A 21,307-nucleotide genomic window follows, 5' to 3' on the forward strand; every position below is an offset into this window, starting at 1 on the left:
CCGCCAGGAGCGCTCCATGCCTGATTACCGTTCGAAAACGTCCACCCACGGCCGCAATATGGCCGGCGCTCGCGCTTTGTGGCGCGCCACCGGGATGAAAGACGCCGATTTCAAGAAACCGATCATCGCCATCGCCAACTCGTTCACCCAGTTCGTGCCCGGCCATGTGCACCTCAAAGACATGGGCCAACTGGTCGCTCGTGAAATCGAACGCGCCGGTGGCGTGGCCAAGGAATTCAACACCATTGCCGTGGATGACGGCATCGCCATGGGTCACGACGGCATGCTGTATTCGCTGCCGAGCCGCGAGATCATCGCCGACTCCGTGGAATACATGGTCAACGCCCACTGCGCCGACGCCATCGTGTGCATTTCCAACTGCGACAAGATCACCCCTGGCATGTTGATGGCCGCCTTGCGCCTGAATATCCCGGTGATCTTCGTGTCTGGTGGCCCGATGGAAGCTGGCAAGACCAAACTGGCCAGCCACGGTCTGGACCTGGTCGACGCGATGGTGATCGCCGCTGACTCCGAAGCCAGCGATGAAAAAGTCGCCGAGTACGAGCGCAGTGCGTGCCCGACATGCGGCTCCTGCTCCGGCATGTTCACCGCCAACTCGATGAACTGCCTGACCGAAGCCCTGGGCCTTGCGCTGCCGGGCAACGGTACGCAGCTGGCGACCCACAGCGACCGCGAGCAACTGTTCCTGCAGGCTGGCCGCACCATCGTCGACCTGTGCCGCCAGTACTACACCGAGAACGATGAGTCGGTACTGCCGCGCAATATCGCCAACTTCAAAGCCTTCGAAAACGCCATGACCCTGGACATTGCGATGGGTGGTTCGACCAACACCATCCTGCATTTGCTGGCGTCGGCGCAGGAAGCTGAAATCGATTTCGACTTGAAGGACATCGACCGCCTGTCGCGCAAAGTGCCGCAACTGTGCAAGGTCGCGCCGAATATCCAGAAGTACCACATGGAAGACGTGCACCGTGCCGGCGGGATTTTCAGCATCCTCGGCGAACTGGCTCGCGGTGGCTTGCTGCACACCGATCTGCCGACCGTCCACAGCAAGACCATGGCCGAAGGCATTGCCAAATGGGACATCACCCAGACTGACGACGAAGCGGTACACACCTTCTTCAAGGCTGGTCCTGCGGGCATTCCGACCCAGACTGCATTCAGTCAGTCGACTCGTTGGGAAACCCTGGATGACGACCGTGAGAACGGCTGTATCCGCAGCGTAGAACACGCGTACTCGCAAGAAGGCGGACTGGCCGTGCTGTACGGCAACATCGCGCTGGACGGCTGCGTGGTGAAAACCGCAGGCGTCGATGAGTCGATCCATGTCTTTGAAGGCAACGCAAAGATCTTCGAAAGCCAGGACAGCGCCGTACGCGGCATCCTCGCCGACGAAGTGAAGGCTGGCGACATCGTGATCATCCGTTACGAAGGTCCGAAAGGCGGCCCGGGCATGCAGGAAATGCTCTACCCGACGTCGTACCTGAAATCCAAAGGCCTGGGTAAAGCCTGCGCCTTGCTCACCGACGGTCGTTTCTCTGGCGGCACCTCGGGCTTGTCCATCGGCCACGCATCGCCAGAAGCAGCAGCGGGCGGTGCGATTGGTCTGGTGCGCGATGGCGACAAAGTACTGATCGACATTCCGAACCGCTCGATCAATCTGTTGATCAGCGATGAAGAAATGGTCGGACGCCGTGCCGAGCAAGACGCCAAAGGCTGGAAGCCGGTCGAGAAGCGCCCACGTAAAGTGACGACGGCTCTGAAAGCCTACGCCCTGCTGGCGACCAGCGCCGACAAAGGCGCGGTGCGTGACAAGGCGATGCTCGATAAGTTGATGCCATAAGACCGTTATCGCGGGCAAGCCCGCTCCTACTGTAGGAGTGGGCTTGCCCGCGAGGCAGTCACCTCGGTTTTACTGAATTTCCTCCGGCTTCACGATCACCCAATTCTTGTCCGCCGTCACAGCCAGGCCTTCTTTGGCCTGGGCAGCCGCGTTGGTGGTCATCATGCCGTTGAGTTGAGTCATGTACTTGTCTTTGCGGTTGACCCACAGGTGAACGCCACCTTTGGCCACGTCAACGCTGTGAAACAGCATGTAGCCGTCACTGGTTGGGGTGTCGCCACCGACCAGCACCGGTTTTTTCCACTGGTCGATGTACGTCAGGATTGCCGCTTGTTTGCCTGCCATCCAGGTTGCAGGCGTCCACAGGTACGGCGTCAGCTCCAGACCCAGGTTGCTCTTCTCATCGTATTTGCCCGCCGTGATCTGCTTGCGCGCAGTCGTCAGTTCGCCTGTCGTGCGATTTTTCAGTAGCGTGGTCACGCCAATCACGTTCTGCGGTTTGACGTTGTAGCCGTACTTGGGATCAGCCGCGACCATGCGCACCAATTCCTCGGAAGCAGCGGTCATCACGTAGACCTCGATGCCGTTCTCCATCAGCTTGTTGTACAGCTCGGCCTGCCCGGTGAAGACCTTGGGTGGCTGGACGTCGATATTTTTGACCGTATCGCCATCGTAATACGTGCTCGGCACCGGTTTGCCCGACGCCATCAGCTCATCGACGTAACCCTTGAGTTCCGCGAGCGTGAACCCGGAGAACACCTGAGCCACCCATGGGTAGCACACCATGTCGTCGATTTCACACAGACGGTAGTAGTAGCTGAACAGGCTTTCCTTGTGGTCGGCCGTGTCCTTGAACGGGATCAATTTAAGAGAGGGATCGAGGCTTTCGCGGGTGATCAGGCCCTTGTTTTCCATGAACGGCAGCAGCGACTCTTCCAGATCGTAGCGATAGCTGGTGTTGTCCATGTCGAACACGGCGAAGTTACCCTTGTTGGCGTTGGCTTCGATCATGGCATTGAGCTGCTTGGCCGCAGGTGCAGGCCAATGGGTCAATTCGGTGGCAAACGTCTGGCTGGCAAGCGCTACGCTCAGTCCCAACGTCAGCATGGCGGCAAACAGTTTTGGCGCGAGATTCATAACGGGGTCCCTCCTCAAGGTTGAGGACTGACCGTAGCAAAATCTCGTGACATCTCTAGCGCATCAACGACCGCCCGTGTCGTGAAGACGTCATGCTGATAACGATTCGCGACACGCGCGTCAAAAACGACAAGGCCCACAAGGGATCTGTGCCTGGGTTTACATTTTTTCCCACACTTCAAAGCTGTAAGCCGGCTTGTCGTCCTGCGCCGGGTTAGGGGTGTTGGACACCAGCGTCCACTGCGCGGTATCGAACTCGGGGAACCAGGCATCGCCTTCAGGGCTGAGCGCCACGCGGGTCAGGTACAGGCGGTCTGCCTGCGCCAGGCCTTGCGCATACAGCTGCGCCCCGCCAATCAGCATCACTTCATCGACGCCCTGCTCCCGCGCCCATTGCTCGGCACGGACCACGGCGGCGTCGAGTGAAGTAAACACCTCCGCGCCTTCGAGCTGCAGATCGGCCTGGCGACTGACCACCAGATTCAACCGCCCCGGCAAGGGCCGGCCCAGAGAGTCCCAGGTTCTACGACCCATGATGATTGGCTTGCCGAGGGTCCTGACTTTAAAGTACTTAAAATCGCCCGGTAAATGCCAAGGCATGGAATTATTCCAGCCGATCACTCGGTTTTCACCGATGGCCGCGATAAGGCTGAGAGAGAGAGAGTTTTTCATGGCGGCGAGGATACCAAAGCTCCTGCCTTGCTGAAACGACCAATCTAACTAGTCGGCAGACGGCGCTTTTCTTTTAAGGATTCCCAACGGTTATGCTCTCCTCTTTCATCGCCAAAAGAGACGACGCGTGATTGCTGCTATTTCTCCTTCCCCAGATAAGTTGGATAGCCTCTGGCTGACTGAAGCCGTGCGCCTGCGCGAAGAACACGCGGGCCCTTTGGAAGACCTGGAGGCCAATCGCCGCGCCCGCGCCACCGCAGGTGACCTGCCGACACGCATTCAGAACCGTGCCCTGTGGCTGGCCGAGCGCGATGGTTTGCTAAACGCTCTGCATCACTGGAAACAAGGCGCGCGACTGGCGTTGATTGTCCTGGCCATGATGGTCGTGATCACCGGCGCCGGCTTGGCGTTTGCGGCACTGGGCAACGGGCAAGCGCCGGTCAATGTGTTCTGGGCCCTGGGCAGCCTGCTGGGGCTCAATCTGATCCTGCTGCTCAGTTGGGCGCTGAGCATGCTGTTCGCCGGGGAAAGCACTGCCAGCCTTGGGCGGCTGTGGTTATGGCTGAGTGAAAAGCTCGCCCGCGATGCCCAGGCGGCGCAACTGGCGCCCGCGCTGGTTCTGTTGCTGCAACGTCAACGGCTGAACCGCTGGGCGTTGGGTATGGTGGTCAACGGCGCGTGGCTGCTGGCGCTGCTCAGCGCGCTGGTGATTCTTCTGATGCTGATGGCGACCCGGCGCTATGGGTTTGTCTGGGAAACCACTATTTTGCGGGGTGATACGTTCGTCACCGTCACCCAGGCCCTCGGCGCGCTGCCCGCGTTGCTGGGGTTTAGCGTGCCGACTGAAACCATGATCCGCGCCAGCGGCGACAGTGCATTGAGCATCGAAAGCGCGCGCCAGGCGTGGGCGGGCTGGTTGGTCGGCGTATTGCTGGTCTACGGGATCGTCCCGCGTCTGCTGTTGGCCCTGGTCTGCCTGTGGCATTGGCGACGTGGCCGTGCCGCCCTCAGCCTCGATCTGAACATGCCCGGTTACAGCCAGCTCCGCGAACGCCTGATGCCCAGCAGTGAGCGTCTGGGTATCAGTGATGCCGCGCCCGAGCAACTGCACAGCACGCAATCAGGCACTGTAGCGCCCGACAGCGACGGCGCGTTGCTGGTCGCCATCGAACTCGACGATCAGCGCCCATGGCCGCCGAGTCTGCCGAAGAGCGTCATAGACGCGGGGATTCTCGACAGCCGCGAATCCCGACAAAAGCTGCTCGATCAACTGACCCGCTTTCCACCTGCGCGTCTGACCATCGCGTGCGACCCGCGCCGCTCGCCAGACCGTGGCAGCTTGGCGCTGATTGCAGAACTGGCCCGCTGTGCCGGGGCAACGCGGATCTGGCTGCTGCAAGCACCGCCCGGCCAGGCACTGGACGCAGAGCGTTTGGGCGACTGGCATTCAGCGCTGCAAAAACTCGACATCACCTACGCCGACAGCGCGCCGCTGAAGTGGCTGGAGACCGGCCATGACTAAAGCGCTCAAGCTGGCGGTGGTGGGCCACACCAATGTCGGCAAAACCTCGTTGCTGCGCACCCTGACCCGCGATGTCGGTTTCGGTGACGTCTCACACCGCCCCAGCACCACGCGGCATGTGGAGGGTGCTCGGTTGTCGGTGGACGGCGAGGCCCTGCTGGAGCTTTACGACACGCCCGGCCTCGAAGATGCCATCGCCCTGCTCGATTATTTAGAGCGCCTGGACCGTCCCGGTGAGCGTCTGGATGGACCGGCACGCTTGGCGCGTTTTCTCGACGGCAGCGAAGCTCGCCAGCGCTTCGAGCAGGAAGCCAAGGTGCTGCGCCAGTTACTGGCCTCGGATGCCGGCTTGTATGTGATCGACGCACGCGAACCGGTGCTGGCTAAATACCGTGATGAATTGGAGGTACTGGCCAGTTGCGGCAAACCGCTGCTGCCGGTGCTGAATTTTGTCAGCAGTGCCGAACACCGCGAAGCAGACTGGCGCGAAGCCTTGGCGCGTCTGGGCCTGCATGCGCTGGTGCGATTCGACAGCGTTGCGCCGCCGGAAGACGGCGAGCGCCGACTGTACGAAAGCCTTGCCCTGTTGCTGGAAAATTCCCGTGAGCAACTGGAACGACTGATTATCGACCAGCAAGCGCAACGTCTGGCACGCCAGCAAAGCGCGGCTCGCCTGATCGCTGAACTGCTGCTGGATTGTGCCGCCTGCCGTCGCAGCGTCGCCACCGGATCAGGTCAGGAGCAAATCGCCATCGACGCGCTGCGCAAGGCCATCCGCCTGCGCGAGCAACGCTGCGTCGAAGCCCTGCTCAAGCTGTACGCCTTCCGCCCGCAAGACGCTACTGCCACTGACTTGCCGCTGCTGGATGGGCGTTGGGGCGACGATTTGTTCAACCCGGAAACCCTCAAGCTGCTGGGCGTACGCCTGGGCGGAGGGATCGCCGCGGGCGCAGCAGCCGGAGCGGGCGTGGATTTGTTGGTGGGCGGGATTACCTTGGGCGCCGCAGCGTTGGTCGGGGCAATTGCCGGTGGCGCGCTGCAAACGGCTCGCAGCTACGGCTCGCGCCTGCTTGGCAAGCTCAAGGGCCAGCGCGAGCTGACGATCGACGATGCAGTGTTGCGCCTGCTCGCCCTGCGCCAACGGCAATTGCTCCAGGCCCTTGACCTACGCGGTCATGCAGCCATGGACAGGATCACGCTGAGCACCCCTCAGAACAAAGCCTGGCGCGAAGGGAAACTCCCCGACAGCCTGCAAAAAGCCCGCGCTCACCCGCAATGGTCATCCCTCAATCTGCATGCGCGCCTGACCCAGGCCGAGCGCCAGGAGCAGATTGAGGCGTTGGCCAAGTTGCTGACTCAGACCTGACAAGCGTCACTCAAACGACGCCGACAGTCGTATAAGCAATTTTTGCTTACGCGAATTCCGCCAGCCCCGGTATCATCCCGCGCCCGATACACCCGGAACCTGAGCACATGAAGCCCAACCTGATCGCCGCCGCAGAAATCGACCGAATCGATACCTGGGCCAAATACTCCAGCACCATGTGCGGTGGCTGCGTATCCAGCTGTTGCACCTTGCCGGTGGAAGTGAAGATCAAGGATTTGATCCGCATCGGCATCGTCGACGAATTCGAGCGCGGCGAACCGGCGAAGAACATTGCCAAGCGCCTGCAAAAGGAAGGGATCGTCGAGCGCTATAACCAGAAGTCGGAAATCTTCACCCTACAGCGCATGAGCAACAACGATTGCCTGTACCTGGATCGCAAAAGCCGACTGTGCACGATCTATGAAAAACGTCCCGACACCTGCCGCAACCACCCGAAAATCGGTCCGCGACCAGGGTATTGCGCCTACGTGCCAAAAACCCCTGAGCGCAAGGTCGCCGACAACACGCTGTACATTTTTTGACCTGATCGTCTTTCCCGGTCAGATGGCCTGCGTCTGATACGTCTACCCGGCCATCGCCCCTTGTGCCCACTCTCGCACCTGCGCGTAAGGGTAATTCTCGAGCGCGGCAAAGCCCCTGATGCCGCGCGCTTTGAGTTTGGTGAACAGCGGCACGCTGATCCCACAGAGAAACCGGGTCAGGCATTCGGCACTGGGGGCGCTGCCACTGTAGTCCTGATGCCTGTGCACGAACGCGTCGCATAGCCCATGAAAGCCTTCCTCAACCAGGGCCGGCAATGTCGGCGGCTCAGGCAAGCGGGCGATATGGCCGTGGCACACTGAACAGTGTCCGCACTGTTCAGGCGCCTGATAATCGCCAAAATAAAGTGCCAGGCGATAACTCAGGCATTGCTCGGTCGCAAACAGGTCGAGCATGGCGTGGATACGGGCGATTTCCGTGACTTCGTGCTGCTTGAAGTAATCGTGCAGCTCAAGGGCTAGCGCTTGAGGGTCGAAGTCGCAGATGAGCAGGCTATACACCTCGGTCATCTGTTTGCTTTCCAGCTCGATCCAGCCTTTCTCCTGGAAATAATCCAGCGCGGTAACCACCCTGCTCCGCTCGGCCTGGTGCTGCTGATACAACGCCTCGAAGCTTACCGTGGCCCACGTCCGCGCCCGACTCGAGGTCTCGATAATCGCCTCGACGAACTGCTTCCGCTCGCCTTCGAAGCGCTGCAATAACACCTCTGGTTCGATCAGAAACTTGAAACGGTATTCAGCAAAATAGGAAAAACGCGGCGCGATAATCCCGCGCAACTCCAACTGCACCAGCAAGGTTTTCAGCGGCAGTTGGCGGATATTGCTTTGATCGGCCAAGGGCCCAAGGAGCAATTCCCATTGCCCGTCCACGGCCGCCGTCAGCAACTCATCGAGCACGTTACGAATGCCCGCGTACTCCGGCGTATCGCCGTAAACGAAGTTCTCCAGCACGTTAAGGCTGTCGCGGTTGGCCAACACCAGGCAGTCAGACGGCTGACCGTCACGCCCCGCCCGGCCGATCTCCTGGCTGTAATTCTCGATCGATTTCGGCAGATCGAAATGCACGACATTGCGGATATCGCTCTTGTCGATGCCCATCCCGAAAGCGATGGTTGCCACGATGCAGTTCAACTGTCCCGCCATAAACTGCCGCTGGATGGACTCACGCTGATCGTGGGGCAAGCCGGCGTGATACGCGCTGGCCGTGATGCCGTTCTGACTCAGGTGCGCGGCGATCTGCTCGGCCGTCTTCTGCAGGGTGACGTAAACGATGGTCGGCTGACCGCCCCGCTCGCCTAGCCACTCCACCAGCCGCCGACGTTTGTCGCGGCCACTCACCGGTTCCACCAGCAGATTGAGATTGGGACGGTAGAACCCGGTGGTCACCACATCGTCCGGCGCGATGGCAAACTTGGCCTGCATGTCGGCGATCACCTGAGGCGTGGCTGTCGCGGTTAGTAACAGCACCTGCGGGATCTTGAACTGACGCTGGTAGTCCGGCAGCTTGAGGTAGTCCGGGCGAAAGTTATGGCCCCACTCGGAAATGCAGTGCGCTTCGTCCACCACCAACAACGAAATCGGCACCTGCGCGATGAAATGGCGAAAGCGCTCGTTTTTCAGGCGCTCCACGGAAATCATCAGAATCTTCAATTCGCCTGATCGGGCGCGCGCCATCACCTGCGCCACCTCATCACGACTTTGCGCCGAGTCGATACTCGCCGCCGCAATGCCATGGCGCTGTAAAAACGCCAACTGATCCTGGATCAATGCCAACAAGGGCGACACCACCAGCGTCAGGTGCGGCAGCAACAGCGCCGGCAACTGGTAGCACAACGACTTGCCCGAGCCGGTCGGAAAAATAGCCGCCGCCGAACGCCCCGCCAGCACCGCCGCAATCGCCGTTTCCTGCCCAGGACGAAACTGTGGATAACCGAAAACCTGTTCAAGACTTTTATACATAAGCTGCCACTCCATTGACCGCCGGGAAGGTGCCAGACCTTAACGCGAAGCGGTTGATTGCACACGCATGAGGGCGCACCTGGATCGTCTCGGGAAATTTCATCCTATTCTCCTGGCAAGCAGTGCTGGCAAACTGATATCAGCCGGTTTAACCTTTCTGAAACAACATTGCAGGAGGTCCGGCTGCCGTCGAAAATCAGAGCACACCGTGCTCGACGGCTCGCCCAACAAGCGAAATGGACAGTATGAAACAGCCGGATGATGACGGCCTCACACGTATTCAACGCTTAAGCCCTGAGCACTTCGATGTCGTACTCGGTGCCCACCCCGGCAAGCGTAAAGCCGCAGACCCACCCGCACCCAGATCCTTTGCCCGCCTGGCTATTTATCTCGTCGTGCTCGTGATCGGCACCTATCTGCTCGCCACCCAACCTCACGCCAGCAAACCGACCGTTAACGCAGCACCGGCCAAGGTCGCTCACGAGTAGCCATTGCCGCGAGCATCTGCGCCAAACCCACGGAACGACGAACGGATGCCATGAAACGCCAGAATCAGGACGATTTCACCCCTCATGACGACTTCAGTGCCGACTACAACGACGCCCCGCCCGGGCTTCGTCGTAAAAAAAACCTCACCACCTCGACCTTGTACCGCAATGTCTTCGCGCTGCTCGCTTTATTTACGGTCGTTATCTATCTCCTGACACACCGCCCTGACTTCAGCCTACCGCTTACCGCCAGATCAACCGGTGTTCAGGCCCCCATGACGCAGCCGCCGAGGCCACCCGGCGACATCGCATCAGTCACCCCCACCATTCAAACCATCAACGCCCCGGCCCGTGCCCCGCAAGCCCTCGCCGACTGCATCAAGCCCGGCAACGTCATCGACGCAAGCGTCGTCACCTGTCGCTATGGCGAATTCCCACCACCCAGCCAGAAACAGCATGCGCAAGGCATGGTCTCTGCTGAGTACCTGGCGCAATACGAGGCCGACAAAACCAACCGTCAAAATCGCCCACGCGGCAACGTCGATCAAGGCGTCAACCAGGCATGGGTCCGCCAATGGGACGGACGCGGCAGCTACCTTGCCCAATGGACAACCTACGGCAACCGCATCGACGGCAGTAGCGTCTGCGGCAACCACCGAAGCGGTTCAATCGACTATCGGGAATGTCGCAAGGGCGCGAAGGTGTACTTCAAAGAGGAGTGCAGAGCGTGGGGCAAGCGCTGGGAGAGTGGTCGAGCAGACTTGAGCAAGGCAATGGAGGAACGGTATTGCAGTGCGGCTAACGGGTTTAGTCCGATGGGATGAACCCGGCTATAGGCCAAACTCTGGAAACTCAGCCAAAAAAAACCGCCCCTGAAGGCGGTTTTTTTATTCATCCAGCAACCATCACATCAAAGCTGAGGGCCGGCATTTTTGATCGCGTCTGAAACATCAAACTTCTTGAAGTTCTCAACGAACAAACCTGCCAGTGCTTTAGCCGATTCGTCGTAGGCCGCTTTGTCCGCCCAGGTGTTGCGTGGGTTGAGCAGTTCGGTGTCTACACCCGGGACCAACTTCGGTACGTCGAGGTTGATGATGCCCAGGTGTTCGGTTTCTGCGCCGATCAGTGCGCCACTCTGGATGGCTGCAATGACGCCACGGGTGGTCGGGATGTTGAAGCGTTTGCCAACGCCGTAGCCGCCGCCGGTCCAGCCGGTGTTGACCAGGTAGACCTTCGAGCCGAAGCCACGGATGCGCTTGATCAACAGCTCAGCGTATTCGCCAGCTGGACGCGGGAAGAACGGTGCGCCGAAGCAGGTGGAGAAGGTCGACTTGATGCCGCTGCCCGAACCCATTTCAGTAGAACCAACCAGTGCGGTGTAACCCGACAGGAAGTGATAGGCCGCTTGTTCTTCGCTGAGGATCGACACGGGTGGCAACACGCCGGTCAGGTCGCATGTCAGGAAGATCACTGCGTTTGGCTCGCCACCGAGGTTTTTCGGTGCGCGTTTTTCGATCAGTTCACGCGGGTAAGCCGCACGGCTGTTCTGGGTCAGGCTGTCGTCGGCGTAGTCTGCTTTTTTAGTGACCGGGTCCAGTACGACGTTTTCCAGCACGGCGCCGTGCTGGATGGCTTTCCAGATAACAGGCTCGTTCTTCTCGGACAGGTCGATGCACTTGGCATAGCAACCGCCTTCGATGTTGAACACCACGCCCACGCCCCAGCCGTGTTCGTCGTCGCCGATCAGGTAACGGCTTTCATCAGCGGACAGGGTGGTTTTGCCGGTGCCGGACAGGCCGAAGAACAGCGTTACATCGCCCTCTTCGCCCATGTTGGCCGCGCAGTGCATTGGCAGCACGTCGACCGCTGGCAGCAGGAAGTTCTGTACCGAGAACAAGGCTTTTTTCATTTCGCCGGCGTAAAGCATGCCCGCGATCAGTACTTTTTTGGCCGCGAAGTTGATGATCACGGTGCCGTCGGAGTTGGTGCCGTCACGCTCAGGCTCACAGACGAAAGCCGGAGCATTGATGACCTGCCATTCGGTGTGGCCGGACGGGTTGTACTGTTCAGGGTTGATGAACAGGCACCGACCGAACAGGTTGTGCCATGCAGTCTCGGTGGTCATTTTGACCGCGAGGTAGTGCGCAGGGTCAGAACCTACATGAACATGGGACACAAAACGCTCGCGCTCGCCCAGATAGGCTTCAACGCGGTTCCACAGGGCGTCGAACTTGTCGGCCGGGAACTTGCGATTGATCGGGCCCCAGGCGATGGCAGCCTGAGTGGTTGGCTCTTCAACGATGTAACGGTCAATCGGCGAACGGCCAGTACGATGACCCGTTTGCACGACCAGCGCGCCAGTATCGGCAAGCACGCCTTCACCGCGATTCAGGGCTTCTTTAACCAGATCATCGATGCACAGATCGGTGTAAACGGCGTTATTAGCTTGCGTCATGAGGTTCCCCGTCGGCCACTGGCCGAGTGCTCCAAACGTTTTGTAGTAGAAATTCCCACACTACTACAGCGGAAAAAGTGGGCCGGATTATGCCAGAAACACCGAAAATAAGGTAGGACCCTCCTGTCAGAACAGCTGCGAAGCGTCCCGTACGGCGTTTCAAGGCGTGTTAGCCCATGTTTAATGGCGCGTATCAGATGGCGAATCAACACCCCCGCCAGAGAACAACTGCGCAACATCAGTGGCATCGAACAAGTAGCGTTGATTGCAGAACTGACAGTCGATTTCGATGCTGCCGTTGTGCTCGATCACCAGTTGCTGCGCGTCTTCCAGGCCCAGACTGACCAACGCATTGCCCGAGCGCTCTCGCGAGCAGCTGCAACGGAACTGTAGCGGCTGAATATCGAACATGCGTACCGCGTCTTCGTTGAAGAGGCGATGCAGCACGGTTTCATTGTCCAGGCTGAGCAATTCTTCGGCGGTCAGGGTGCTGGCCAGCGTCGTGACATGCTGCCAACTGGCGGCGCGGTCTTCCGGGTCGGTCAGACGGTCGGCGGGCAGTTGCTGCAACAGCAAGCCACGGGCGCGCGTGCCGTCCGCGTTGAGCCAGAAGCGCGTCTGCAATTGTTCGGACAGGGCAAAGTACGACGTCAGGCTTTCCGACAGATCAACGCCGTCCAAAGCAACGACGCCTTGATAGCGCTTACCCTGACGCGGGTCGACGGTCAGGGTCAGGGTGCCGTCGGGCATCAAGTCGCGCAGCCCTGCGTCGGGAGTAATCTGCTCAGCGTCGTAACGCGCAATGCCGCGTATTTCACGATCGCTGGAGCATTCCACCATCAGCAATGATACCGGCCCGCTAGAGCTCGCCTGAAGTACCAGCAACCCGTCGAATTTGAGTGTGCCTACCAGCAAGGCCGCGGCCGCGAGCAGCTCACCGAGCAACTGGGCGACCGGCTCGGGGTAGTCATGTTTGGCCAGCACGCCAGCGTAACTACGCTCCAGCGCGACCAGCTCGCCGCGCACGTCGCTTTCTTCGAAAATAAAACGCTGGGTGTAATCGTTGTCCGGAAAATCAGGCATAGGAGAAGGTATCTAAAGTGATGACAAAATAAGGAAAAGCGCTGACTGAACGCTATTTAGCACCTGATAACCAGATGCTGTAAGCCATGCCGACGGAAGGCATTTTATGAACAATCCCGAATTCTTCCAAGACAGATCGAACAGCATCGGGGCAACGGTGCGTTAAAGATGACGCCGAATTCAATCGTCACTGCCCGTGTCGCGAAACTGATGAAGCTGCCGACGCTGCTTCTTGGTCGGTCGCCCTTCAGTGCTGATGCCTAAACCGCCTGCTTTGCGCATGGCTGCAGCGTTTTCACGCTTGGCGATGCTTTCGGCTGTCTCGGCATAAAGCGCCTGCGCTTCTGGCGCACCACGGCGCACGGTCGATAATGCCTGAACCACCACCGTGCGCTCATCAAAACCTGCACGAATCTGAAACTCGTCTCCGATGTGCGGCTCCTTGCCGGGCTTGCACCGCTCTCCCCGCCAGTGAACCTTGCCATTTTCGATAGCAGCCTTGGCCAAGGCGCGAGTTTTGAAGAATCTCGCCGCCCAAAGCCATTTGTCCAGGCGAACTTTGTCGTCCTCTTCTGGTTTTTGTGCCATTAGAATTCCTCAATCGTGCAATAGTCAGAACTGTACTACGTCACGTCGAGCAGGCGCCAAACCAATCCCTGGATTAATATGCCGCCTATGTTGAAGGTCCATTTCGCACTGGAGTGCCACGTGACTGATTTCCCAAGCTCGTTGACCTCTCCTAAGGCGGGTTGCCAAGGATGTCAAAGCAGCCCCGCTCTGGATTTTACCTTTGCGTTTGCCTATCAACCGATTGTCGATCTACGCGACCGCTCGGTGTTCGCCCATGAAGCGCTGGTGCGTGGCACCAACGGCGAAGGGGCATTGTCGATCCTGAGCCAGGTCAACGAGCAGAATCGCTACCGCTTCGACCAGCGCTGCCGCACACAGGCGATTCAGGGGGCCGCGCAGTTAGGCATGAAAGAAAACTTGTCGATCAACTTTATGCCCAGTGCGGTCTATCGTCCCGAACTGTGCATCCGCAGCACGCTGGAAGCAGCCAAGGAACATGATTTCCCACTGGATCGGCTGATTTTCGAAACCCTGGAAAGCGATCATTTAGATAACAATCGCCATTTGACCAATATTCTGCGTGAATACCGCGAATTCGGCTTCAAGACAGCCATCGACGATTTTGGCGCGGGGTATTCCGGGCTTAATCTGCTGGCCGATTTTCAGCCCGATCTGATCAAACTCGACATGGCGCTGATCCGCGACATCGATCACGATCGCGTTCGTCAGATTATCGTTCGTGGGGTTGTCACAATCTGTGAAGAGTTAGGCGTTACAGTCATCGCCGAAGGCATCGAAACGCCTGGGGAGCGAGACTTTCTCGCTGACTGCGGGATTTTCCTGATGCAAGGCTTCTGGTTCGCCAAACCTGCATTTAAAGCCCTGGCCCAGATAGATCCTGGTGCTTGGCGGACTGTTTGAGGCGCACGGAATCGTTTTGAAAACATTTGATCATTTAACAGTCGTTGGCCTTCGCGAGTGGGTGGCGCTGCCTGATTTAGGGGTGGCAGGCCTGCGCGCGAAAATCGATACCGGGGCGAGCACCTCAAGCCTGCACGCGACCGAGATCGAGCCGTTCGAACGCGACGGGGAAAAGTGGGTGCGCTTCAACGCGCACCTCGGCACGGTGGTGCAACTGCGCCATCGCCGTTGCGAAGCGCAACTGGTCGCGATGAAAACCATAAAGAGCTCCAATGGCCAGGCACAGGTCCGCTACGTCATCCGCACCACCCTGGCGTTGGGTGATCGGGTCTGGCCGGTGGAGTTCACGCTGGCCTGCCGTAAAGCCATGCGCTATCGGCTGCTGCTCGGCTCAAACGCTTTGATCGACGGCCAATTGGTGGTCAATCCAGGCATTACATACGTTCAGGACAAGCCGGCATTCCCGGCCTCTACTACCTCTACCAAAGGTGCTGCATGAAGATCGCTGTGCTGTCGCGTAACCCGCGTCTGTATTCCACCCGTCGCCTAGTCGAAGCGGGCATCGAGCGTGGCCATGAGATGGTGGTGATCGACACCTTGCGCGCCTATATGAACATCGCCAGTCATAAGCCGCAGATCCACTACCGTGGCAAGCCGCTGGAAGGTTTTGATGCGGTGATTCCAAGGATTGGTGCTTCGGTGACGTTCTATGGCTGCGCCGTGCTGCGCCAGTTCGAAATGATGGACGTCTTTCCGCTCAACGAGTCGGTCGCTATCGCGCGTTCCCGGGACAAGTTGCGCTCGCTGCAATTGCTTTCTCGCCGTGGCGTCGGCCTGCCGGTCACCGGTTTCGCGCACTCCCCGGACGACATCCCTGACCTGATCCAGATGGTCAACGGCGCCCCGCTGGTGATCAAGGTACTGGAAGGGACTCAAGGCATTGGTGTGGTGCTGTGTGAAACGGCCACTGCCGCCGAATCGGTGATCGAGGCGTTCATGGGCCTGAAACAGGACATCATGGTTCAGGAGTACATCAAGGAAGCCGGCGGTGCGGATATTCGCTGCTTCGTGGTCGGCGACAAGGTCATCGCCTCAATGAAGCGTCAGGCCAAACCGGGGGAGTTTCGCTCCAACCTGCACCGTGGCGGCAGCGCCAGCCTGATCAAAATCACCCCAGAAGAACGCATGACGGCCATCCGCGCCGCCAAGGTCATGGGACTGAGCGTGGCGGGCGTGGATATCCTGCGCTCCAATCACGGACCGCTGGTGATGGAAGTGAACTCGTCACCGGGACTTGAGGGTATCGAAACCACCACCAACAAGGACGTTGCCGGGATGATCATTGAATACCTGGAAAAAAACAGTGGCCCGAACATGACACGGACCAAAGGCAAGGGCTGACAAGACGGATAAAACACAAGACCTGTCCGGAGTGTCAGGTCTTGTTAAGCAGGAAGGGCAACAAAGAGTCTTTGCAAATGAATTCGCTCCCACAATGGATGGATCGGGAGCGAAGTCAGTGCATAACGTTTAAACCGCATCCCTCGGCAGCATCAGCCCCAACGGTAAGCGCACTCGCGCTTCCAGGCCGCCTCCAGAACGATTTCGCAGCTCGACATTGCCGCCATGCATGGCCGCAATACGCTTGACGATCGCCAAGCCCAGACCAGTGCCTTTGCCGCTGCGCGCACGGTCGCCACGGATGAAGGGGTTGAAGATGCCCTCCAGCTCCGACGGATCGATCCCGGCGCCCCGGTCGAGCACACTCAGCACCACATAGGGTGCATTGGCGTCACCTGACACATAAGCAGCGACTTCAATGCCGTTACCGGCATGGTGCATGGCGTTGCCGATCAGGTTGTTCAGCAAGCGTTTCATCGAAACCCGACGTAACGGGAAAGGCGGAATCGGTTCCAGACACAACCTGATCTGCTCGGTCGGATGGTTGAACGGCGCCACCACTTCACGTACCAGATCGCTCAGGTCGACGTCTTCGACTTCTTCATCGCGCCCGTCGCGAATAAATGCCAGGAACTGATCAAGGATCGCGTCCATGTCTTCGATATCGCGGACCATGCCATCGGTCAGCTCATTCTCTTGCGTCATCAATTCAAGGGACAAGCGCAAGCGGGTCAAAGGGGTTCGCAGGTCGTGGGAGACCCCCGCCAACATCAATTCCCGCTCCTGCCCGGCCTGCTCGACATCCTCGGCCATCTGGTTGAAGGCGCGGTATACCTCGGCCATTTCGCTGGGCGTATCACTGATCGGCAATCGCACACTGCGCCCTTGCCCCAACTGACGGGCAGCAAAGACCAGACGCTTGAGCGGCTGATTAAGCTGTCGAACGAAGATCCACGCAGAGGCTGTGGACAACAAGCCAATGGCAAGGAACCAGCCCAGCACGCTCCAGATTTTCTGACCGCGCAGTGGGTGCGGGTACAACGGCACTTTCAGCCAACCGTCACCCAGGCTTGGGGCCCGCACCCACAGGGCTGGAGGCGCATGCACCCGCAGACGCACTTCGGTGTCCGCGCCCAACTCGGCTTGCATCTGACGCTGGTAAATCTCGCTGTACGGCCAATGTTGCTCGCCTTCGGGCACGCCGCCGCCGACCACCCGAATCAACCCGGCAGCCTCGGCAATCGCCTCGCGATCATGCTCATCCGCCGCCCAATAGGCCCGCAAGGTCAACGCAACGCCGTGGCTGTATTGCCTGTCGACCAGCACGTCCTCGTTCATCAATAGATAAACCAGGGTCAGTGCCTTGGAAAACAGCACGACAATCAACACCAGCCACAGGGTGCGAGAGAAGAAGCTTTGCGGGAACCAGAGCGGGGTTTTCATTGCAGTCGCTACACACTTTGCAGGCGCGAGCGAGGCTCGCAAAAATGGCGAGGCGCGATCGGTATCCGTCGCATAAACACCTCAACCCAAAACGTCGATAGCCCTGAACAGGGCTATCGAGTGTGTCAGCCAGGACTCAGCAGTCCTGGCTCGCGCCTACACAGCGCCAATCACTTGGTTCCGGCACCATCGGGAACAAACACATAACCTACGCCCCAGACAGTCTGGATGTAGCGCGGCTTGGAAGGGTCCGGTTCGATCAAGCGACGCAGGCGCGAAATCTGTACGTCGATGGAACGCTCCAACGCATCCCACTCGCGTCCACGGGCCAGGTTCATCAACTTGTCGCGGGTCAACGGCTCGCGGGCATGCATCACCAACGCCTTGAGCACCGCGAATTCGCCTGTGGTCAGCATGTGCACTTCATCGCCACGCTTGAGCTCACGGGTTGCCAGCGACAGTTCATAGTCACCGAACGTCACGGACTCATCTTCGCTGCCAGGCGCACCAGGAACAGGTACCGCCTGACGACGCAATACGGCTTTGACCCGTGCGACCAGCTCATCGGGGTTGAACGGCTTGGACAGGTAATCGTCAGCACCCAACTCCAGACCACGAATTCGGCTCAGCTCATCGCCCTTGGCGGTCAGCATGATGATCGGCACCTGATTGTTGGCAGCACGCAAGCGGCGGCAAGCGGACAGCCCGTCTTCACCCGGCAGCATCAAATCGAGGACAACGAGGTGGAAAACCTCGCGTGCGAGCAGGCGATCCATTTGCTCGACGTTGGCCACGGCGCGCGCGCGATAACCTTTGCTGGTGAAAAAACGCTCTAACAGGCTGCTTAATCCCGGGTCGTCATCAACGATGAGGATCTTTTCGCCTTCAGCAGGTTGTGCAGTACTGCTCATTAGATGCTCCTTTGATCTCGGTGCGCATTATGGCGTAGCTGCCGATTTATGTACTGTGTGCATTGTTAGCAGATTTTTCCTGAGCCGCCAGCAACGGTTGTTGATAGTGCTCGTGAACGGGCGCAATCCCCCTAATCAGAGATCGCTGGGTATAATGCGCCGCCTTGAAGTCAGGTAGCGCCTGACAATGGCCAATCGCGTTTTATTTGCTCACAATTTGCCAGGTGGTTTTATGGACAGCATCAACAGCCGCATCGCCGAGGAACTCGGTGTCCGCCCACAGCAGGTCGCAGCGGCCGTCGCTCTGCTGGATGAAGGCTCAACCGTGCCTTTCATCTCCCGTTACCGTAAAGAAGTGACCGGCAGCCTTGATGACACCCAGTTACGCCACCTGGAAGAGCGCCTGCGCTACCTGCGCGAACTCGACGAGCGACGCATCAGCATCCTTGCGAGCATCGAAGAGCAAGGCAAGCTGACCCCGGAACTGGCGCGCGATATCAAACTCGCCGACACCAAAACCCGCCTTGAAGATTTGTACCTGCCCTACAAACAAAAGCGCCGCACCAAGGGCCAGATTGCCCTGGAAGCCGGTCTGGGCGAGTTGGCCGACGGTCTGTTCAATGACCCGACCCTGAGCCCGGAAAGCGAAGCGGCACGGTTTGTCGACGCGGAGAAAGGCGTGGCCGATGTGAAAGCCGCCCTCGAAGGCGCTAAATACATCCTGATGGAGCGCTTCGCCGAAGACGCCAACCTCCTGGAAAAACTGCGCAGCTTCCTCAAACACGAGGCTGTTCTCAGCGCCCGTGTAGTGGCTGGCAAGGAAGAAGCCGGCGCCAAGTTCCGCGATTACTTCGAACACGACGAACCCCTGAAAAGCATGCCATCGCACCGCGCCCTGGCCATTTTTCGCGGGCGTAACGAAGGGTTTCTCAGCTCGTCCCTGAAGATTGGCGAAGAGCTGCCGGGCGCCATGCACCCGTGCGAAATGATGATCAGCGAGCGTTTCGGCCTGCAAAACCAGAATCGCCCCGCGGATAAATGGCTGGCCGAAGTGGTGCGCTGGACCTGGAAGGTCAAGCTCTACACCCACTTGGAAACTGACTTGCTGGGCGAACTGCGCGACGGCGCGGAAACCGAAGCGATCAACGTGTTCGCGCACAACCTGCATGACCTGCTGCTGGCGGCACCGGCTGGCCCACGCGCCACGCTGGGCCTGGACCCTGGTCTGCGCACCGGGTGCAAAGTGGCCGTGGTCGACGCGACCGGCAAGCTGCTCGATTACGCGACCGTTTACCCGCATGTACCCAAGAATCAGTGGGACCAGACCATCGCCGTGTTGGCTGCACTCTGCGCCAAGCATTCGGTTGACCTGATCGCAATCGGCAACGGCACCGCCAGCCGCGAGACCGATAAACTGGCCGCCGAACTGATCAAAAAATACCCAGGTCTGAAAATGACCAAAGTGATGGTGTCCGAAGCCGGCGCCTCGGTGTATTCCGCGTCCGAGATGGCAGCCAAGGAATTCCCGGAGCTGGACGTGACAATCCGTGGCGCGGTGTCGATTGCCCGCCGCCTGCAAGACCCACTGGCCGAGCTGGTGAAAATCGATCCGAAATCCATCGGTGTCGGTCAGTACCAGCACGATGTTTCGCAGCTGAAACTGGCGCGAGGCCTGGATGCGGTAGTCGAAGACTGCGTGAACGCTGTTGGCGTCGATGTGAATACCGCATCGGTTGCCTTGCTCGCCCGCATCTCTGGCCTGAACACCACGCTGGCGCAAAATATCGTCGCTCACCGCGATGAAAACGGCGCCTTCAAGACCCGCGCTTCGTTGAAGAAAGTCAGCCGCCTCGGCGAAAAGACTTACGAACAAGCTGCCGGCTTCCTGCGCGTAATGAATGGCGACAACCCACTGGATTCCTCGGCAGTTCACCCGGAAGCCTACCCGCTCGTACAACGCATCGCCGCTGAAACAGACCGCGATATCCGTTCGTTGATTGGCGACGCGAGCTTCCTCAAGCGCCTCGATCCGAAGAAGTACACCGATGAAACTTTCGGCCTGCCGACCGTCACCGACATTCTGCAAGAGCTGGAAAAACCGGGCCGCGACCCTCGCCCTGAATTCAAGACGGCCGAGTTCCAGGACGGCGTCGAAGAGCTCAAGGACCTGGAGCTGGGGATGATCCTCGAAGGCGTGGTCACCAACGTGACCAACTTCGGCGCTTTCGTCGATATCGGCGTGCATCAGGACGGTCTGGTTCACATCTCCGCGCTGTCCGAGAAATTCATCAAGGACCCGCGTGAAGCGGTCAAGGCCGGCGATGTGGTCAAGGTCAAGGTCATGGAAGTCGATATCCCGCGCAAACGCGTCGGCCTGTCGATGCGCATGAGCGACACCCCGGGTGAGAAAATCGACGGTGCTCGTGGCGCGCGTCCGGGCTCTGCTCCTCGCTCGCAACAACAAAACACGCCCCGCAAGGAAGCCCCGGTAGCAGTCGCAGCCCCGTCCAATAACGCCATGGCTTCGTTGTTCGCCAACGCCAAACAGTTGAAGAAGCGTTGATGGCCATCCCCGAAGGGCTGACCCAGAGCGCTTATTTCAAGATGCTCGGCTGCCAGTTGCAACGCCTGGACGACGGCGTTGCCGAAGTCAGCCTGGCGCTGGAGCCTCACCTGCGCAATCGCGGCAACGTGATGCATGGCGGGGCGATCTTCAGCCTGGTCGATATCGCCATGGGTCTGGCCTGCTCCAGCTCCCACGGCTTCGATCAGCAGAGCGTGACGGTCGAGTGCAAGATCAACTACGTCCGGGCCGTGTCCGAAGGCGAGGTGCTGTGCATCGCCAAGGTACTGCATGCAGGACGGCGCACGCTGGTTGTCGAGGCAGAAGTGCTGCAGGGCGACAAACTGGTCGCAAAAGCACAAGGGACGTTCGCAGTCATCTAGCTGTCGCAC

General features: G+C 59.2%; 19 protein-coding genes. 11 read left to right on the forward strand and 8 right to left on the reverse strand.

Annotation, left to right across the window (positions count from 1 at the left end; all coding sequences use genetic code 11):
* Positions 1 to 16 precede the first annotated feature (16 nt).
* Positions 17 to 1,864, forward strand: coding sequence for a dihydroxy-acid dehydratase (gene ilvD, locus K0F75_RS16045; RefSeq protein ID WP_219062883.1), 1,848 nt, complete (start codon positions 17 to 19; stop codon positions 1,862 to 1,864).
* Positions 1,865 to 1,933: 69 nt separating this feature from the next.
* Here ilvD and K0F75_RS16050 read toward each other — a convergent pair whose 3' ends face one another.
* Both K0F75_RS16050 and K0F75_RS16055 read right to left on the reverse strand, forming a co-directional pair.
* Positions 1,934 to 2,971 carry a haloacid dehalogenase-like hydrolase gene (locus K0F75_RS16050; RefSeq protein ID WP_374028798.1) on the reverse strand — a complete coding sequence of 346 codons (1,038 nt, stop codon included), beginning with the start codon at positions 2,969 to 2,971 and terminating at the stop codon, positions 1,934 to 1,936.
* A gap of 189 nt (positions 2,972 to 3,160) precedes the next feature.
* Positions 3,161 to 3,673, reverse strand: coding sequence for a dihydrofolate reductase (locus K0F75_RS16055; protein WP_219062887.1), 513 nt, complete (start codon positions 3,671 to 3,673; stop codon positions 3,161 to 3,163).
* A gap of 127 nt (positions 3,674 to 3,800) precedes the next feature.
* Here K0F75_RS16055 and K0F75_RS16060 point away from each other — a divergent pair, with 127 nt between their 5' ends.
* From K0F75_RS16060 to K0F75_RS16070, 3 genes are all read left to right on the forward strand, one after another.
* Positions 3,801 to 5,195 (forward strand): DUF2868 domain-containing protein, encoded by a 1,395-nt coding sequence (locus K0F75_RS16060; protein WP_219062889.1) that lies wholly within the window; start codon positions 3,801 to 3,803, stop codon positions 5,193 to 5,195.
* A complete protein-coding gene (locus K0F75_RS16065; protein WP_219062891.1) occupies positions 5,188 to 6,561 on the forward strand; it encodes a GTPase/DUF3482 domain-containing protein in 1,374 nt (457 codons plus the stop codon). The genes K0F75_RS16060 and K0F75_RS16065 overlap by 8 nt, the downstream gene beginning before the upstream one ends.
* A gap of 107 nt (positions 6,562 to 6,668) precedes the next feature.
* Positions 6,669 to 7,103, forward strand: a complete 435-nt coding sequence (locus K0F75_RS16070) for a YkgJ family cysteine cluster protein (protein ID WP_219062893.1) — start codon at positions 6,669 to 6,671, stop codon at positions 7,101 to 7,103.
* 42 nt (positions 7,104 to 7,145) lie between these two features.
* Here K0F75_RS16070 and K0F75_RS16075 read toward each other — a convergent pair whose 3' ends face one another.
* Positions 7,146 to 9,080 (reverse strand): ATP-dependent DNA helicase RecQ, encoded by a 1,935-nt coding sequence (locus K0F75_RS16075; RefSeq protein WP_219062894.1) that lies wholly within the window; start codon positions 9,078 to 9,080, stop codon positions 7,146 to 7,148.
* 245 nt (positions 9,081 to 9,325) lie between these two features.
* On the opposite strand from K0F75_RS16075, the gene K0F75_RS16080 reads away from it, so the two are divergent.
* Positions 9,326 to 9,568, forward strand: coding sequence for a hypothetical protein (locus K0F75_RS16080; protein WP_219062895.1), 243 nt, complete (start codon positions 9,326 to 9,328; stop codon positions 9,566 to 9,568).
* Between the two features lie 50 nt (positions 9,569 to 9,618).
* The gene (locus tag K0F75_RS16085) at positions 9,619 to 10,392 is read left to right on the forward strand and encodes a hypothetical protein (protein WP_219062896.1); all 774 of its coding nucleotides are present in this window, start codon (positions 9,619 to 9,621) and stop codon (positions 10,390 to 10,392) included.
* Positions 10,393 to 10,478: 86 nt separating this feature from the next.
* On the opposite strand, the gene K0F75_RS16090 is transcribed toward K0F75_RS16085, so the two are convergent.
* The 3 genes from K0F75_RS16090 to K0F75_RS16100 form a co-directional block, all read right to left on the reverse strand.
* Positions 10,479 to 12,023: a phosphoenolpyruvate carboxykinase gene (locus K0F75_RS16090; protein WP_219062897.1), complete on the reverse strand. Its 1,545-nt coding sequence runs from the start codon at positions 12,021 to 12,023 to the stop codon at positions 10,479 to 10,481.
* A 180-nt stretch (positions 12,024 to 12,203) separates the two neighbouring features.
* Complete coding sequence (hslO, locus tag K0F75_RS16095) at positions 12,204 to 13,106, reverse strand: Hsp33 family molecular chaperone HslO (RefSeq protein ID WP_219062898.1); 903 nt, start codon at positions 13,104 to 13,106, stop codon at positions 12,204 to 12,206.
* 180 nt (positions 13,107 to 13,286) lie between these two features.
* Positions 13,287 to 13,694, reverse strand: coding sequence for an RNA-binding S4 domain-containing protein (locus K0F75_RS16100; protein ID WP_219062899.1), 408 nt, complete (start codon positions 13,692 to 13,694; stop codon positions 13,287 to 13,289).
* Between the two features lie 120 nt (positions 13,695 to 13,814).
* On the opposite strand from K0F75_RS16100, the gene K0F75_RS16105 reads away from it, so the two are divergent.
* Genes K0F75_RS16105 through rimK form a run of 3 tightly spaced genes read left to right on the forward strand, consistent with a single transcriptional unit; the run spans position 13,815 to position 15,998 of the window.
* Positions 13,815 to 14,597 (forward strand): EAL domain-containing protein, encoded by a 783-nt coding sequence (locus tag K0F75_RS16105; RefSeq protein ID WP_219062901.1) that lies wholly within the window; start codon positions 13,815 to 13,817, stop codon positions 14,595 to 14,597.
* 16 nt (positions 14,598 to 14,613) lie between these two features.
* A complete protein-coding gene (locus tag K0F75_RS16110) occupies positions 14,614 to 15,096 on the forward strand; it encodes an ATP-dependent zinc protease (RefSeq protein WP_219062902.1) in 483 nt (160 codons plus the stop codon).
* Positions 15,093 to 15,998, forward strand: a complete 906-nt coding sequence (rimK, locus tag K0F75_RS16115) for a 30S ribosomal protein S6--L-glutamate ligase (RefSeq protein ID WP_219062904.1) — start codon at positions 15,093 to 15,095, stop codon at positions 15,996 to 15,998. Before K0F75_RS16110 ends, rimK begins: the two co-directional genes overlap by 4 nt.
* Positions 15,999 to 16,127: 129 nt before the next feature.
* Here rimK and K0F75_RS16120 read toward each other — a convergent pair whose 3' ends face one another.
* A complete protein-coding gene (locus K0F75_RS16120) occupies positions 16,128 to 17,441 on the reverse strand; it encodes an ATP-binding protein (RefSeq protein WP_219062905.1) in 1,314 nt (437 codons plus the stop codon).
* 170 nt (positions 17,442 to 17,611) lie between these two features.
* Positions 17,612 to 18,352 carry a two-component system response regulator OmpR gene (gene ompR, locus K0F75_RS16125; RefSeq protein ID WP_219062907.1) on the reverse strand — a complete coding sequence of 247 codons (741 nt, stop codon included), beginning with the start codon at positions 18,350 to 18,352 and terminating at the stop codon, positions 17,612 to 17,614.
* 232 nt (positions 18,353 to 18,584) lie between these two features.
* Here ompR and K0F75_RS16130 point away from each other — a divergent pair, with 232 nt between their 5' ends.
* Both K0F75_RS16130 and K0F75_RS16135 read left to right on the forward strand, forming a co-directional pair.
* Positions 18,585 to 20,915, forward strand: coding sequence for a Tex family protein (locus K0F75_RS16130; RefSeq protein WP_219062908.1), 2,331 nt, complete (start codon positions 18,585 to 18,587; stop codon positions 20,913 to 20,915).
* Positions 20,915 to 21,298 (forward strand): PaaI family thioesterase, encoded by a 384-nt coding sequence (locus K0F75_RS16135; RefSeq protein ID WP_219062910.1) that lies wholly within the window; start codon positions 20,915 to 20,917, stop codon positions 21,296 to 21,298. Before K0F75_RS16130 ends, K0F75_RS16135 begins: the two co-directional genes overlap by 1 nt.
* Positions 21,299 to 21,307 lie beyond the last annotated feature (9 nt).

It is taken from the genome of Pseudomonas sp. UMAB-08, assembly GCF_900095225.1.
Lineage (GTDB): Bacteria > Pseudomonadota > Gammaproteobacteria > Pseudomonadales > Pseudomonadaceae > Aquipseudomonas.

Excerpts from the sequence above, each read along its gene's own strand:
- K0F75_RS16120 (WP_219062905.1), bottom strand. The coding sequence starts at position 17,441 with ATGAAAACCCCGCTCTGGTTCCCGCAAAGCTTCTTCTCTCGCACCCTG.
- K0F75_RS16055 (WP_219062887.1), bottom strand. The coding sequence starts at position 3,673 with ATGAAAAACTCTCTCTCTCTCAGCCTTATCGCGGCCATCGGTGAAAAC.
- K0F75_RS16070 (WP_219062893.1), top strand. The coding sequence starts at position 6,669 with ATGAAGCCCAACCTGATCGCCGCCGCAGAAATCGACCGAATCGATACC.
- ilvD (WP_219062883.1), top strand. The coding sequence starts at position 17 with ATGCCTGATTACCGTTCGAAAACGTCCACCCACGGCCGCAATATGGCC.
- K0F75_RS16090 (WP_219062897.1), bottom strand. The coding sequence starts at position 12,023 with ATGACGCAAGCTAATAACGCCGTTTACACCGATCTGTGCATCGATGAT.
- K0F75_RS16075 (WP_219062894.1), bottom strand. The coding sequence starts at position 9,080 with ATGTATAAAAGTCTTGAACAGGTTTTCGGTTATCCACAGTTTCGTCCT.
- K0F75_RS16085 (WP_219062896.1), top strand. The coding sequence starts at position 9,619 with ATGAAACGCCAGAATCAGGACGATTTCACCCCTCATGACGACTTCAGT.
- K0F75_RS16100 (WP_219062899.1), bottom strand. The coding sequence starts at position 13,694 with ATGGCACAAAAACCAGAAGAGGACGACAAAGTTCGCCTGGACAAATGG.
- K0F75_RS16065 (WP_219062891.1), top strand. The coding sequence starts at position 5,188 with ATGACTAAAGCGCTCAAGCTGGCGGTGGTGGGCCACACCAATGTCGGC.
- hslO (WP_219062898.1), bottom strand. The coding sequence starts at position 13,106 with ATGCCTGATTTTCCGGACAACGATTACACCCAGCGTTTTATTTTCGAA.
- K0F75_RS16080 (WP_219062895.1), top strand. The coding sequence starts at position 9,326 with ATGAAACAGCCGGATGATGACGGCCTCACACGTATTCAACGCTTAAGC.
- rimK (WP_219062904.1), top strand. The coding sequence starts at position 15,093 with ATGAAGATCGCTGTGCTGTCGCGTAACCCGCGTCTGTATTCCACCCGT.
- K0F75_RS16135 (WP_219062910.1), top strand. The coding sequence starts at position 20,915 with ATGGCCATCCCCGAAGGGCTGACCCAGAGCGCTTATTTCAAGATGCTC.
- K0F75_RS16130 (WP_219062908.1), top strand. The coding sequence starts at position 18,585 with ATGGACAGCATCAACAGCCGCATCGCCGAGGAACTCGGTGTCCGCCCA.
- ompR (WP_219062907.1), bottom strand. The coding sequence starts at position 18,352 with ATGAGCAGTACTGCACAACCTGCTGAAGGCGAAAAGATCCTCATCGTT.
- K0F75_RS16050 (WP_374028798.1), bottom strand. The coding sequence starts at position 2,971 with ATGCTGACGTTGGGACTGAGCGTAGCGCTTGCCAGCCAGACGTTTGCC.